This window comes from Pseudomonas sp. GW823-FHT02F05 (genome assembly GCF_058797315.1).
Genome location: NZ_JBXAJM010000001.1, coordinates 504,579 through 518,332, shown reverse-complemented (window position 1 = coordinate 518,332; position 13,754 = coordinate 504,579). Strand labels below are relative to the sequence as shown.

10 protein-coding genes are annotated in these 13,754 nt (G+C 59.5%); 2 read left to right on the top strand and 8 right to left on the bottom strand.

Annotated features, from left to right (window positions below; translation table 11 throughout):
- Window positions 1-14: 14 nt before the first annotated feature.
- Window positions 15-923 carry a LysR substrate-binding domain-containing protein gene (locus tag AC1RAC_RS02310; RefSeq protein ID WP_492616097.1) on the bottom strand — a complete coding sequence of 303 codons (909 nt, stop codon included), beginning with the start codon at window positions 921-923 and terminating at the stop codon, window positions 15-17.
- Between the two features lie 183 nt (window positions 924-1,106).
- Here AC1RAC_RS02310 and AC1RAC_RS02305 point away from each other — a divergent pair, with 183 nt between their 5' ends.
- The gene (locus AC1RAC_RS02305; RefSeq protein WP_060772654.1) at window positions 1,107-1,445 is read left to right on the top strand and encodes a hypothetical protein; all 339 of its coding nucleotides are present in this window, start codon (window positions 1,107-1,109) and stop codon (window positions 1,443-1,445) included.
- Window positions 1,446-1,494: 49 nt separating this feature from the next.
- Here AC1RAC_RS02305 and AC1RAC_RS02300 read toward each other — a convergent pair whose 3' ends face one another.
- Entirely contained in the window at window positions 1,495-1,731 is a 237-nt protein-coding gene (locus tag AC1RAC_RS02300; RefSeq protein WP_054897503.1) for a hypothetical protein, read from the bottom strand.
- A 227-nt stretch (window positions 1,732-1,958) separates the two neighbouring features.
- Here AC1RAC_RS02300 and AC1RAC_RS02295 point away from each other — a divergent pair, with 227 nt between their 5' ends.
- A complete protein-coding gene (locus tag AC1RAC_RS02295) occupies window positions 1,959-2,516 on the top strand; it encodes an NADPH-dependent FMN reductase (RefSeq protein ID WP_003190705.1) in 558 nt (185 codons plus the stop codon).
- Between the two features lie 123 nt (window positions 2,517-2,639).
- On the opposite strand, the gene poxB is transcribed toward AC1RAC_RS02295, so the two are convergent.
- The 6 genes from poxB to AC1RAC_RS02265 form a co-directional block, all read right to left on the bottom strand.
- Window positions 2,640-4,364, bottom strand: coding sequence for a ubiquinone-dependent pyruvate dehydrogenase (poxB, locus tag AC1RAC_RS02290; protein WP_054897504.1), 1,725 nt, complete (start codon window positions 4,362-4,364; stop codon window positions 2,640-2,642).
- Window positions 4,365-4,442: 78 nt separating this feature from the next.
- The gene (locus AC1RAC_RS02285) at window positions 4,443-5,675 is read right to left on the bottom strand and encodes an NADH:flavin oxidoreductase/NADH oxidase family protein (protein WP_034126069.1); all 1,233 of its coding nucleotides are present in this window, start codon (window positions 5,673-5,675) and stop codon (window positions 4,443-4,445) included.
- 217 nt (window positions 5,676-5,892) lie between these two features.
- The gene (locus AC1RAC_RS02280; RefSeq protein WP_003190711.1) at window positions 5,893-6,387 is read right to left on the bottom strand and encodes a DUF934 domain-containing protein; all 495 of its coding nucleotides are present in this window, start codon (window positions 6,385-6,387) and stop codon (window positions 5,893-5,895) included.
- Complete coding sequence (locus AC1RAC_RS02275; RefSeq protein WP_003190712.1) at window positions 6,371-8,029, bottom strand: nitrite/sulfite reductase; 1,659 nt, start codon at window positions 8,027-8,029, stop codon at window positions 6,371-6,373. The genes AC1RAC_RS02280 and AC1RAC_RS02275 overlap by 17 nt, the downstream gene beginning before the upstream one ends.
- 524 nt (window positions 8,030-8,553) lie before the next feature.
- Window positions 8,554-8,772: a DUF2970 domain-containing protein gene (locus tag AC1RAC_RS02270; protein WP_034126066.1), complete on the bottom strand. Its 219-nt coding sequence runs from the start codon at window positions 8,770-8,772 to the stop codon at window positions 8,554-8,556.
- Between the two features lie 52 nt (window positions 8,773-8,824).
- The gene (locus AC1RAC_RS02265; RefSeq protein ID WP_492616096.1) at window positions 8,825-13,669 is read right to left on the bottom strand and encodes a dermonecrotic toxin domain-containing protein; all 4,845 of its coding nucleotides are present in this window, start codon (window positions 13,667-13,669) and stop codon (window positions 8,825-8,827) included.
- Window positions 13,670-13,754 lie beyond the last annotated feature (85 nt).

Sequence of the window (13,754 nt, the reverse complement as noted above, 5' to 3'; positions counted from 1 at the left end):
GAGCAAGCTTGCTCCTATAGGGGCTTGGTGTCGTTGCCAAGCAGGCTTTCGGCTTTCTGGATGACGATCTCCAGCAGCGCATTCAATGCCGGGGAGGGCGCAGCGTCTTTCAAGGTCAACGCATACAGGCTGACCACTATCGGTGGTGACACCGGGCACGCATCAAGCCCGGACTCGCGTGCACCCAAGGCGGTGAACGGGTCGACAATCGCCAGGCCTTCTCCGGCTTCCACCAGGCCGCGCATCATCGGGTAGGTTTGTACGCGCGTCTGCACCACGGGCATCGGCCGTAGGGCATGCAGCTTGGCGTCCAGCAAACGGCTGAGCGGATCATGACCTTCAAGGCCGATCAACGACTGGCCGGCCAACTCCTGCAGCGCAATGTATTTTTGCTTGGGCTTGAGCCAGCCATGGGGGGCCAGCAACTGCAATTTGCCTTGGCCCAGCACAGTGCTTTTGATCTGTGGATGCTCAGGGTCATGCAGGCTCAGGCCCACATCGGCTTCATGCAACAGCAGGCTGTTGATGATCTCGCCAACTGGCCGGCTCGACAGGTTGCACGGCATGTCCTGGAAGCGTCGACGCAGCGCGGCAATGCTCTGCGGCAACAGCTGGTTGGCCAACGGCGGTGTGCAGAGGGCGCGCAGGGGCGGAGCATGATGGTGTTTCAAGCGGCTGGCAAGGCGTTGCAACGGCTCCAGGGCTTCATACAGAGTTGTGATTTGTGCCTGCAATTCCAGGGTTTCCCGGGTGGCCTGCAAACGCCCGCGCACGCTGGCGAACAGCATGAAGCCCAATTGCTGCTCAGCGTCCTTGAGAGTGGCGTCTACTTCGCCCACGGGGAGTTGCAACCACTCGGCGGCGGTGCCGAGGTGGCCGGTCTGCAAGATGGCCTGAATCACTTCGATATGACGTAAACGCATGGCCGGAGTCTATGTGCAGTGCGCAGGGGATTCAATGGCGCAGGCCTTCGTGCGCAAAAAAGACTGCCGGGGTCGTCCCGGCCTATGGCGCTCAGCCAGGACCCCATTAGAATGGCGGGTCCGATCAGCAACGACCCCTGCCGGTTTCCCGGTACTTAAAATAAAAAACAGGTCTGGTCTCATATGCCTCTACCCTCGACGTTCTTCGGGGTAACGGCCAAGCAACTCGTGGTCATGGTGACCGTGGGAGGCCTGGCGGCTTACTTCTTCAATCATCAGGATGAACCGACGCCGGACAATCTCGCACTGGAAGCCTTTATTCGCTCCCAGCAACAGGTGGGCGAGCAAGTGGGCGCAGTCGTGGGGATCACCCTGGTCAGGGAGGTGGAGGCTTACCCCGCGTACAATGCGGCAGGTTACAAGCGTTCGATGTTTACCGTGCAAGGGGAGCACGGCCAGGTGCTGGTGACGCTCAAGCAAGACGAGCAGGGCATAGAGGTGACGCAGATCCGCCGCCCATGAACGTCCCCAGCCCAGCCGCCAGGACTGAGCAGGTGAACAAGGCAAGCGCTTACGATGCCAGAGTGGTTTCGGACTCGCGCACGAGAATGGTGCCCGACTGGATCAGTTTGAATTCATCACCTTCCAGCTTTTCTACACGGTCGCCAATGGCCAGCTTGTAGGTCGTGGTGGGCGTCGATCCGGGCAGGTCGCCTTGCGCCGGGTTGGATTCCTGAAACTCATGCACCGAATAAACGCGGCCTTCCGCGTCTCTGGCATGAAACTGTCCAACAAGTACTGCAGCCATCTGTTTAGAACCTCTGGAGATAAACACTCGATTAGCGGTTCTGTAGACCGTCAGGGAGCGGGGTAGTTTACCTATAAGAAAAAAATACTATTCGCTGATATTTTCAGACGCTTCCTACGCAAGTGCTTGCACGGAAAACGGCGAGGGAATCCGCACAACCCTCTGGTGAACGCGTCGCGAAGCCTCTATAACTACAAGCTCCTTTATTCAGAAGTCGGGAAACCTCAATGAGCAAGGTCTACACGATTGCCGTCCTGGTGGGCAGCTTGAGAAAAGAGTCGATCAACCGCAAGGTCGCCCTGGCCCTGGCCGAACTGGCCCCAGCCAATCTCAAGTTGAACATTGTTGAAATCGGCGACTTGCCGCTCTACAACGAGGACATCGACGGTGCAACTCCGCCCGCAGCCTACAGTACTTTCCGCAAACAAGTGAGTTCATCCGACGCGGTGCTGTTCGTCACCCCCGAATACAACCGCTCCGTGCCGGCGGCCTTGAAAAATGCCATTGACGTGGGCTCGCGCCCATACGGACAGAGCGCCTGGAGTGGCAAGCCGGGGGCGATCATCAGCGTGTCGCCGGGTGCCATTGGCGGCTTTGGCGCCAACCACCATTTGCGCCAGTCCCTGGTGTTCCTGGATGTGTGGTGCATGCAACAGCCGGAAGCCTATCTGGGCGGGGCAGGCAGTGTGTTCGATGAGGCGGGGAAGGTGTCGGACAAGACCAAGCCGTTCCTGCAGGCATTCATCGATGCCTACGGCAAGTGGGTGGAAAAGCAGAAAGGCTGAAATTAGCCCGGCACCTGTAGGAGCGAGCTTGCTCGCGAAAAACTCGACGACAACGCGTTCATTCAGGATGTCAGCGTTACCGTTAGCGATCTTCGCGAGCAAGCTCGCTCCTACAGTAGGGGGTTATCGCAACCAGTTGGTGCGTGCCAGTTCGATAACCTCATCGCCACGCCCGCTCATCACCGCCTTGAGCATGTACAGGCTGAACCCCTTGGCCTGTTCCAGCTTGATGCTCGGCGGCATCACCAGTTCCTGAGTCGCGGTCACCACATCCACCAACACCGGGCCATCGTGGGCCAGGGCTCGGCGCAGTGCCGGCTCCAAGTCTTCGGATTGCTCCACACGTATGCCCAAAATGCCCATGGCATTGGACATGGCCGCGAAGTCCGGGTTTTTCAGCTCGGTGCCGGTGTCCAGGTAACCCGCAGCCTTCATCTCCATCGCGACAAAGCCCAGGGACGAATTGTTGAACACCACGAGTTTGACCGGCAATTGCAGTTGCGCCAGGGAAATGAAATCCCCCATCAACATGGTGAAACCACCGTCCCCGGACATCGAGATCACCTGTCGTCCAGGGAACGCCGCCTGAGCGCCGATAGCCTGAGGCATGGCGTTGGCCATCGAGCCATGGTTGAACGAGCCGATCAGCCGGCGCTTGCCGTTCATCTTCAGATAACGCGCCGCCCACACGGTGGGTGAGCCGACATCGGCGGTAAAGATCGCATCATCATCGGCCAGTTCGCTGAGCAAGCGCGCCACATACTGGGGATGGATTGGCCGGCCGGCCTTGGACGGTTGCGCCAGGTCATCCAGGCCTTGGCGGGCTTTTTCGTAGTGCTTGAGGGAGGTTTCGAGGAAGCTGCGATCGGTCTTGCGGGTCAGGCGCGGCAACAGCGCGTCGATGGTTTCACTGACGTCGGCGGCGATGCCCAGGTCCAGGGTCGCACGGCGCCCCAGGGCTTGGGGGTTGCGGTCCACCTGGATGATCCTGGCGTCGGTCGGGTAGAACTGGCGATAAGGGAAGTCGGTGCCGAGCATGACCAAAGTGTCGCAATCGAGCATGGCGTGGTAGCCGGAGCTGAAACCGATCAGGCCGGTCATGCCGACGTCGAACGGGTTATCCCACTCCACGTGCTCCTTGCCCCGCAGTGCGTGCACCACCGGCGCGCCGAGGGCGTCGGCCAGCGCCACCACTTGATCGTGGGCACCGGCACAGCCGCTGCCACACAGCAGGGTGACTTTCTCGCTGCTCTGGAGCATGTCGGTGAGGCGCTGCAAGTCCTGCTCAATCGGCACGGTGCGCGGTGCGTGCAAGGCCGGCCACGGCTTGAGCTTATCTTCCACCTCCAACAGCGACACATCCCCCGGAATCACCACCACCGCCACGCCTCGGTTGAGGATCGCCGAACGCATGGCACGGTGCAGCACCTGAGGCATCTGCTCGGGGTTGCTCACCAGCTCGATAAAGTGGCTGCATTCCTTGAACAGCTCCTGGGGATGGGTTTCCTGAAAGTAATTCAGGCCAACCTCCGAGGACGGAATTTGCGCGGCAATCGCCAGCACCGGCACATGGTTGCGATGGCAATCGAACAAACCATTGATCAAATGCAGGTTACCCGGCCCGCAACTGCCGGCGCACACCGTCAACTCGCCGGTGGCCGCCGCTTCGGCACCGGCAGCGAAGGCGGCGACCTCCTCGTGGCGCACATGCATCCACTCGATGCTGTCCATGCTGCGCAGGGCGTCGGTCAGGCCATTGAGGCTGTCGCCGGTGAGCCCCCAGATACGCTTGATACCCGCTTGTTCCAGGGTGGTCGCCAACTGCTGGGCCAGGTTGATTTTCGCCATGAGGAACTCCAATCGTCAGTGAGGTTGAAAAACTGCTGATCAGTAGGGGACAGTTCAATCACGGCGAATGCTCCGCCATTAATGTGAAGATTGCGTCATGCTCGCGCGATACTGCCGCGTACGCCGCGCGATAAACCACTGGTCACAGGCCAATGCCAGCCAGGGCGCAACGTTGGGGTTGGGCAGACGGCCACGGCTCAGGCGACGCATCTGGTCGCGCACCACGGCGAGGGTGGCGAGGGCGGCCAGCGGTTTGCGCTTCCATTCCATGGGCCGCAGTTGTGGGTTGAGGTCGCGACCTTCACGCCACTGTTTGATCAGTTGCGGCTCCAGGGTAAGGGCGGTGGCGATGCCGGCCATGGCGATGCCGCTGTCCAATACTTGCTGGACCACCGGCAAGCGGCGAATACCTCCGGTCACCATCAGGGGCATGGTGGCGATGCTCGCCATTTGCGTGGCGAAATCCAAAAAGTAGGCTTCACGGGCCAAGGTGCGGCCGTCCCGCGCTTCACCTTGCATGGCCGGCGCTTCATAGCTGCCGCCGGACAACTCAAGCAAATCGATCGGCAGTGTATTGAGCATTTCCACTACAGCGCGTGCATCGGTCTCATCGAAGCCGCCGCGCTGGAAGTCTGCGGAATTGAGCTTTACCGACACACAAAATGAAGGGCTGACATTGGCCCGCACGGCACGGATGACTTCTAGCAGCAGGCGTGCCCGGTTTTCAAGGGAGCCGCCCCAACGGTCGGTGCGATGGTTGCTCAAGGGCGAGAGGAACTGACTCAACAAATAGCCATGGGCGCCGTGGATCTGCACCCCGGTGAACCCGGCTTGCTCGGCCAGGCGGGCGCTGGTGGCGAAGCGCTTGATGACGTCCTGGATGTCGTCTTCGGTCATGGCCTTGGGTTTGGCGAACATCTTGGAAAAACTGCCCACATCCAGCGCAATAGCCGAGGGTGCCAACGCTTGTTGACCGAGGTTGGCCATGGTCTGGCGGCCCGGATGGCTGAGCTGTACCCAGAAGTGCACACCTTTGGCCCGGGCTACGTCGGCCCATTCACGAAAACTGGCCAGGTGTTGCTCGTTTTCCAGCGCGACACCGCCAGGGCCGGTCATGGCGCGGCGGTCGATCATCACGTTACCGGTCAACAGCAGGCCGGGCTCGCCGTCGGCCCAGGTCTTGTACAGCTGCTTCAATGCTTTGGACGGTGCCTGATGCAGGTCCGCCATATTCTCTTCCATCGCGGCCTTGGCGATGCGGTTGGCGATGACTTGGCCGTTGGGCAGTTGCAGCGATTCGAACGGTGACATGGGTTAACTCCTGAGCAGGGGAGGTCTCAGGCTAAGCTTAAAGTTAACTTTAATGTCAAGCGGCAGTCGATCACACAGGATTGACGGGCGACGGAACTGTAGGAACGAGGGGGACGCCCAGTTCTTGCTCGCGAAGAACGCGAGGGCGCCACTACAGCCAGGCGACCTGCGTTATCGTTCAGGTTTTTCGCGAGCTCGCTCCTACAGGGACAAGGTGTCAGCGGCGGCGGAACAGCGGCAGGGGTTCATCGGTGGCCGCTTGATAGGTCACCGAGAAATCCTTGAGACTTTCCAGCGCTTCGTACGGGTCTTTGTCCGCGCGCAAGGCGAAGGCATCGAACCCGCAGCGGTGCAGGTAGAACAACTGGTCACGCAGCACGTCGCCAATGGCCCGCAGTTCACCCTTGTAGCCATAACGGTCACGCAGCAGGCGGGCGTTGGAGTAGTTGCGCCCGTCGGTGAAGGCCGGGAAGTTCAGGGCGATGACCTGAAAATGCTGCACGTCATCACCGATTTCTTCGGCTTCTTCATCGGCGTCCAGCCATACACCCAAACCGCCGTCGCGGGCCTTGAGGGCGTGGCCGTGCTCGCGCCACAGGGCCAGCGGCACGATCAGGTCGTCGCAGTTGGAGATGCCGTCGAAGCTCGCGTCCTTGGGCAGCAGGTGCCAGGTTTCGTCGACGACTGCGTTGTTCTTAATGATTCGCTGCATAGACACGCTCCTTGAACAGGTCGATGCCGATGCGCTGGTAGGTGTCGATGAAGCGCTCATCTTCGGTACGCTGTTCGATATACACGTCGATCAGCTTGCCGATCACCTCTGGCATGGCTTCCTGGGCGAAGGATGGGCCGAGGATCTTGCCCAGGCTCGCATCGCGGCTGGCGCTGCCACCCAGGGACACTTGGTAGAATTCTTCGCCTTTCTTGTCCACGCCCAGGATGCCGATGTGGCCGACGTGGTGGTGACCACAAGCGTTCATGCAACCGGAGATGTTCAGGTCCAGCTCGCCGATATCGAACAGGTAATCCAGGTCGTCGAAACGGCGTTGGATCGACTCCGCAATCGGGATCGACTTGGCGTTGGCCAGGGAGCAGAAGTCGCCGCCCGGGCAGCAGATGATATCGGTCAGCAGGCCTATGTTCGGCGTAGCAAAGCCGCCTTCGCGCAGTTCGCCCCACAGGGTGAACAGTTGGCTCTGTTCAACGTCCGCGAGAATGATGTTCTGCTCGTGGGAGGTGCGCAGTTGGCCAAAGCTGTAGCGCTCGGCCAGGTCGGCGACCGCGTCCAGTTGCTTGTCGGTGATATCGCCAGGTGCAACGCCGGTGGGCTTGAGCGACAGGGTCACTGCCACGTAGCCCGGCTTCTTGTGCGCCAGGGTATTGCGCGTGCGCCAGCGGGCGAAGCCTGGGTGTTGCTGGTCGAGTGCGGCCAACTCGGCGTCCTGATTGCTCAGGGCCTTGTACTCAGGGTCGACGAAGTGCTTGGCGACGCGGTGCACTTCGGCTTCGGTCAGGGTGGTCTGGCCGCCGCGCAGATGTTCCATTTCGGCATCGACTTTCTGGGCAAACACCTCAGGGGTCAGCGCCTTGACCAGGATCTTGATCCGGGCCTTGTACTTGTTGTCGCGACGGCCATAGCGGTTGTAGACCCGCAGGATGGCGTCGAGGTAGCTCAACAGGTCCTGCCATGGCAGGAACTCGTTGATGAACGCACCGACCACCGGCGTACGACCAAGGCCGCCACCCACCAGCACACGGAAGCCCAGCTCGCCTGCAGCGTTGTACACCGGCTCCAGGCCGATATCGTGGACTTCGATGGCGGCGCGGTCCGAGGTCGAGCCATTGATGGCGATCTTGAACTTGCGTGGCAGGTAGGCGAACTCAGGGTGGAAGGTAGTCCACTGGCGCACGATTTCGCACCACGGCCGTGGGTCGATCAACTCGTCGGCAGCGACGCCGGCAAATTGGTCGGTGGTCACGTTGCGCAGGCAGTTACCGCTGGTCTGAATGGCGTGCATCTGCACGGTAGCCAGTTCAGCCAGGATATCCGGCACATCTTCCAGGGCCGGCCAGTTGAACTGCACGTTCTGGCGGGTGCTGATATGGGCATAGCCTTTGTCGAAGTCGCGGGCGATCTTGGCCATCATTCGCGTCTGGCGCGACGTCAGTTGGCCATAGGGCACGGCCACCCTCAGCATCGGCGCAAAGCGCTGAACGTAAAGGCCATTTTGCAGGCGCAGAGGGCGGAACTCTTCTTCGCTCAGTTCACCTGCTAAGTAGCGTCGGGTCTGATCACGGAACTGCTTGACGCGGTCCTCGATGATGCGCTGATCGTATTCGTCGTATACGTACATATAGGTCCTGTTCTCGGCAAATCTGCGCGCACGGCCGCGCACTCCCAACGGAGCCGGCGCACGATACCAGTTTGCGTATATGCGCAAAAGTGATGTTTGGGTATATGCACATAACCAAACTGACTAATGAGAACAGTTATCGCGATACCCACATTTGTCATGGGGGCAAAACTGGTCTTTACTGTGGACGAGTCTTAGTGCAGTCACCTATAAAACCGACAAGAGGCGATGCGATGAGTAATTCCACCAAAGCCCGTAAACCTGACAGTACCGTTGATGCCTGGGCCATTTTGTTTCTGATTATTCTCGTGGTCGGCACCGCTGTATTTTGGGTCAGCCACCAGTAATAAAACCGTTGATTGAGCAGCGATTGGTTGTCGAGTAGCCAAGATGATAGCGGTCGATATTCAAGGTTTATCTGAGCGCCTGCATTTGTCAGCGCCGCCAGCGCCGGTGGATTCCGTGCGCTGGCGGTCGTTGGCAAACCGGCGTCCTGTTTATGCGTTCAGTCTGCATCGGCGGCGTTAAACACCGGCCAGGTACAGCACCAGCTTGACGATGCCAAACAGCGTCAACGCAAACACCACCGTGAACGCAACGCCCAGGATCACAAAGTGGCTGGGTTTGCCATGGGTGAAATCGCGGGCGCGATTCTTGCCGCTTTGCACACCGAACGCGGCGGCCGTCACGCTGTGCAGCATCTGCCGGAAGGTCGGTGGTTTGTCATCGATTGGATCGTCCATAAACCCCTCGTCAACAAGGTTCTCATGCAGAGTATAGACAGTCTGTCGAGGCTCATTTGGAAGCCAGTACCTCCAACCCCAGGAATAGCCGCTGATCAAGCGGTGGCTTGATCTCGGCTTTCTCCAGGTTGACCACGGCGCGGTTGTCGGCACGCGCCTGTTCAATCAGTTCCCGGCGCGTATATCGCTGTTCACTCGGGGTTTTAAGGTGACCGAAATCAGGTTGGGAGGGCGCTTGATCGACGGCCGAATAATGAAAATGCGCGTACCACAAAACATTGTCCTTTCCCTTTATACCCGCCCTGATTTTGCTTTTATCGCGTACTGCATACTCGGTGAGAAAGTCACCGGCCTTCAACGGCACGCGGCTCTTCACCAGGTTGATATCGACAAAACCGTGTTTCCACAAGTAATCGACGTGGGAGGCTTTGGGGCGTTGCAACTTGTACCCTTCGCTGCAACGCTCACGTGCCTGTTGCGTTGCCTCGGCCGCCAGGCTGCGGTACTGATCGATCAACGTGCGAGCGCCGGGATCGTTGGCGTGATCGCGCTGGAGTTCTTCGGCAAGGGTTGTGAATTTCGCTGCGTGCTGGGTCAGTATCACATCCCACTCAAGGGGATCGAGGCTTTCCAGTCGGCCCGGGTCGCGTAACTTTCGTTGTTGGAAGGCGATGCTGCTGTCAATGCCGGTGCGCTCGTCCCTGACGGTTTGCGCCTGTGCTTCTATGGTTTTCAGCGAACGCTTGATTGCCGTCGGCGCGGGCGCTGAGGGCCCGACCTCTTCAACCACGTTCCATACACCTTCGCCGGGGTGTTCAAGGTAGGTGGCGAGGGTTTTTCCGGTGAGCGGGTCCTTGATATCGACGAAGTTACCCGGTGTGTCGCGCTGGGTAGGGCGCACTTCACCCACCAGGGTCCTGCGGTCACGGGTCTTGATCACTCTTCGGTTCGGTGCTTTCTGCCGTGTGATGCGCTCGGGCGTTGGCAGTGGCGCGAAGCCTTCTTCCACCAGAATCAAATTGGCCAACTGCGCCTCAAGGCTGGTGCGGGCATAAGCCAGATAGTCCAGAAACGGTTGGCGATGCTCCTCGCGAATGAAGCCGGAATTCATTTCAGCCAGCGACGTGACAGCGTTTTCCAATTGCTCATATCGCTCCAGAACGTCCTTGAGGACGTCGATCTGCTCTCGGGCCGAATAGCCGGTAGTGGTGAGCATTTCCGTATGCGCCATCAAGCTGGTTGCGGTTCTCTTGTCGGTCAGCTCGCGTACGAATGGAAATTCCGTTGGGTTGCGCGAGTCATTCATGCGATTGAACACCAAGTCCATGAACACCAGCAGGGCGTGCTGTTTGATCGCGACCGAGCGGATGTTTTGATCAGAGGGCTTGCCTTGCAAGAGTATCTGGCGCAGGGCCGGGTCTGCCTCTTTGAGTAACGTCTCGATCTTTTCAGCGGGCTCGACCATTTCCGTAAGCGCGGCAAGCTGGCGTTTTTTGGTGATGATGTAGTCGTCGTAGGCGCCGCTGATGTTTTGCGGCAGCTCCCGTGATGCGCGGGCGCTGAGTTCAGCGTCGGTTTCGCCACGATCGGTTTCCAGGGCGTCTGCCATTTTTTGCGACACCGATTCGTAGATGCCTGCCCAGAAGTCAAAATTGCTTTTGCTTGCCCTGTTTCGCTCCCTTACATAAGTGGGGTCAGTCCTGTCGACAGCCATCAGTTCGCTGGTCTTGGCTTCGACTTTTTTCATCAGCGTCATTACCTCGCGGCCGTACTGCTGGAAGTTATCGAGGGCGATATTCCACTGCGTCCTGGCTTGGGCCGCCGCGACGCGCCGTTTCTCATGACGGATAAGAACTTCTGCGTGCAACTTCGGTATGTTCGCGGAACTGGCCAGCAATAACCAATCCTTGCGCAGGCTTTTGCTTTGTTCAACAAGTTGGGCACGGGCTGCGTTCAGAGTGCTTTGTAGCGAAAGCGAAGTGGGTATCAGCGAGAATATTTCGGCATTCAGTGCTTGCAATTCGGCCTTTAATACACCCAGTTTTTCGGCACGTTCCTTCTGCCATTTACTCAAGCGTTCCCGGGGCATTCCGCCCTCCAGCCTGGCGTGAGTGTCCAGGCGCCAGTGCCCCTGGTGGTCGCTTATCAGCTTGAAACCGGGGTGTTGCGGATATTGCGGGTGTACCAGATAGACCTCGTTGAATCCCGGCACCACATTGACCTGGAACAGCAACCCGCCGAGGCTGGCGTGCCAGGTGCCATTTATGCGGTAAAGGCCTTTGAGCGGGCCGCTGCCTTGCGCAGTCGGCAAGGGTTCAGGCCATGGCACATTGATGTCCAGCATCGCCCTCAGTCGTTCGCTTGCGTGTGGGCTTGCCAGCGAGCGAATGAAGTCCAGGGCGGTGTGGCCTGATGCCGGGGGTTCTCCCGGCAATGACACTGCGCCAGAACGTATCACTGGCGCATCCTGTGGTGGCGGCAGGCCTGGTGCACGGCGCCAGGTTTCAAGGCGCAACGCGCTGTCGGTTGCACTCGGTGGCGACAACGGTTTGGCAGAAGGCGATGCGCCATGCAGCAACACCATCGCAGTATTGAGCAGCAGATCAATCAGCGCCAACTCGCGGGTGGTGGGATCGTTGCTGTCCAGGCCCGCCAAGTCCTGCTCCAGGCTGGCAACCAGCACCAGGAACCAGCCGGCCAACATGGCTGGGCCCTGTACCAAGGGCAGCAGCAGTGTATTGAACAACAACCAGGCACCCTCCATCACAATGGCCCATCGGCTTTCGGTGTTGGAGATCGACTCGCGGTCCGCCAGGTCGACCAGTGCCCGTGCGGTGCTGCCAAACAGATGGTTGGGCAGTTGGCCGTTGAGCTGGGACTGGAGCCATTCACCGGCGCCGTCATCGACGGCCAGGGTCGCGGGCGCTGGTTTCTCGGGTCGGTTGAACTCGTCGCCGGGCAAGAAACGGATGAGGTGCGGCTCTTTGATGCCGCCGTGTGCATAGATGGGGCGCGCCTTGTCCGACAGCCAGGTCAGCACGCTGTCCTGCAACGCACCCGGTTCGGCGATGGCCTCCAGCAGCGCCTGGCGCGTGGGGTATTCGTTGAGGGACTCGGCGTACAGCGGTCGGTACAGCAAGTGTGGGCCGACCTGGGAGTCGCGAGGCTCAATGATAAACATATTATTCACTTCGTCCGGCGTGGCCCCGGCTTTACGGCACAACGCCAGGGGGCGCAGGACGATTTCCTGATCGTTGACGAGTCTGAGCGAAGGCGTTTCTCCCATGAGCGCCTTGACATACTGATAACCCGTCACGGTCATGCCATGCTGCTGGCGGACCTTGAATTCCAGCGCCTGCATCGGCAGATGAGCCTTCAGTTCGCGAGTAAACAGCAACTCGCGGCGACGCGCCTCGACGGTATCGGACAGCAGCAGATCTTTGAGGGCATTAGGGTAGGTGGTGCCGATATCGACGCGCTGGATCAGGCCGTTGCTGCCCATCAGATAGTCTTCATTCAACCAGCCAGGCAGTGGCGTGGCTGTTGTGGAAGACAGCTTCAACGTACCTTTGGGCTTGCCGGCCAGATTCTTCAGGGCCAGCTCCGTCAGCGACATGCGCACGTGTTCGATGATTCCCGCGCCGCCCGGATAACCTGCCGCTACCGCAAAGTCCAACAGCACCGCATCAGGGTCGAAATCGCCGTGATCGGTTTGCATCTGCTTGCGCAATGCGCTGCGGCTGAATGTGTGGATGTTTTCAATACCCTCGTTGAACGATCGCCCCTGGTTTTTTTGCAGAGCATGCGCCATATCCTGCAAGTGGCGGTGATAGGCGAAACGATCCGCGGGCTCGGCTTGCTTGAGCCATTGCGGCAGTTGCTGGCTCACAGTGCCAAGGCGCTCGGTGTCGGGCAACTTGATGTCGGTAAAATACCTGGCCGGGTTGGTGATCATGTCCAGGCGTTGATCGAGTTCTTTTTCGTCTTGCCCCTGGAACGATAGGGCTGCCAGGTCTTCGAGTTGTTGGTTGAGGATCAGCCCGGCCTGTTGTTCAAACACGTTGGCGGCAGTTTCGTTGCGTTGCCAAGTGAGGCTGTCGAACTGAAACTCGCGTTGCATCCTGCTCCCCCAGGCCTGGCTGAACGCCTCCAGCGAATCAAACGCCTGGATTGCGCCGGCTACGCTGTAGAGCAACACCTGTTTATCGCGTACCAATAACAGGTCCGGGGTCAATACCCGCACCGTCTTGCCGAGGCGGGTGAGTGTGCTCTCTATGAAATATACATAGGTGGCGGGTGAGGAACGGGGCAGGCGCTCACGTTGCGCTGGCCAGGCGGCGACTACCGCCAGCATATCGCGCTGCACGTCGCTCAGCGGTGACTGGCTGGCCGCAGTGGCAATCATCTGACCATTGAGAAACTCTGCAAGCCACTGCCAGCGGCTGTTGCCATGATTGTCGACCTGGCTCCAATAGTCGGCCAGATCGTGTTGCATGTACAAGTAAAGGGACGCGGGAAATTCGTCAAGAATCTGGGCGACCACCTGCATGTCGAGCGGCTGGCCATCCCCGGTCTTGAGCGCGGCGGGGGGCTGTGTCGTGAGGAAGTACGGACGCTCGCGTACGGCGCGCAGGTCAAGTAACTGTGGGTTCAGTACATGGGCGACAGCCACCTCCATGAGTGCGGGGTAGGTGTATTCGCCATTGGGCTGAGGGCTGGCAAGTTTGACCGCAAGCCAGTCGAGGTCCAGCGACGGGTAGTGCTCCAGCATCCGGCTGCGCAATGCCTTGAAGACGACGGAATACAGCGCCGGCCGCGTAGCGAAGCGCTCATGCACTGCCTGGGCGGGCAGTTGGCGAAAGGCTGAGTTTGACGAGGGAGTATTGGGTTCGGTCATGATGACATGCGTTTCCTGTATAAAACCGGTTGTGCTGAGCTGCCGGTTCAGCGGACCGAGAATCGGTCCGACACAGGAAATCGCA

Coding starts and splice junctions, on each gene's coding strand:
- AC1RAC_RS02310 (WP_492616097.1), bottom strand. CDS start 923: ATGCGTTTACGTCATATCGAAGTGATTCAGGCCATCTTGCAGACCGGC.
- AC1RAC_RS02305 (WP_060772654.1), top strand. CDS start 1,107: ATGCCTCTACCCTCGACGTTCTTCGGGGTAACGGCCAAGCAACTCGTG.
- AC1RAC_RS02270 (WP_034126066.1), bottom strand. CDS start 8,772: ATGGACGATCCAATCGATGACAAACCACCGACCTTCCGGCAGATGCTG.
- AC1RAC_RS02280 (WP_003190711.1), bottom strand. CDS start 6,387: ATGCAGCGAATCATTAAGAACAACGCAGTCGTCGACGAAACCTGGCAC.
- AC1RAC_RS02285 (WP_034126069.1), bottom strand. CDS start 5,675: ATGTCACCGTTCGAATCGCTGCAACTGCCCAACGGCCAAGTCATCGCC.
- AC1RAC_RS02300 (WP_054897503.1), bottom strand. CDS start 1,731: ATGGCTGCAGTACTTGTTGGACAGTTTCATGCCAGAGACGCGGAAGGC.
- AC1RAC_RS02275 (WP_003190712.1), bottom strand. CDS start 8,029: ATGTACGTATACGACGAATACGATCAGCGCATCATCGAGGACCGCGTC.
- AC1RAC_RS02265 (WP_492616096.1), bottom strand. CDS start 13,669: ATGACCGAACCCAATACTCCCTCGTCAAACTCAGCCTTTCGCCAACTG.
- AC1RAC_RS02295 (WP_003190705.1), top strand. CDS start 1,959: ATGAGCAAGGTCTACACGATTGCCGTCCTGGTGGGCAGCTTGAGAAAA.
- poxB (WP_054897504.1), bottom strand. CDS start 4,364: ATGGCGAAAATCAACCTGGCCCAGCAGTTGGCGACCACCCTGGAACAA.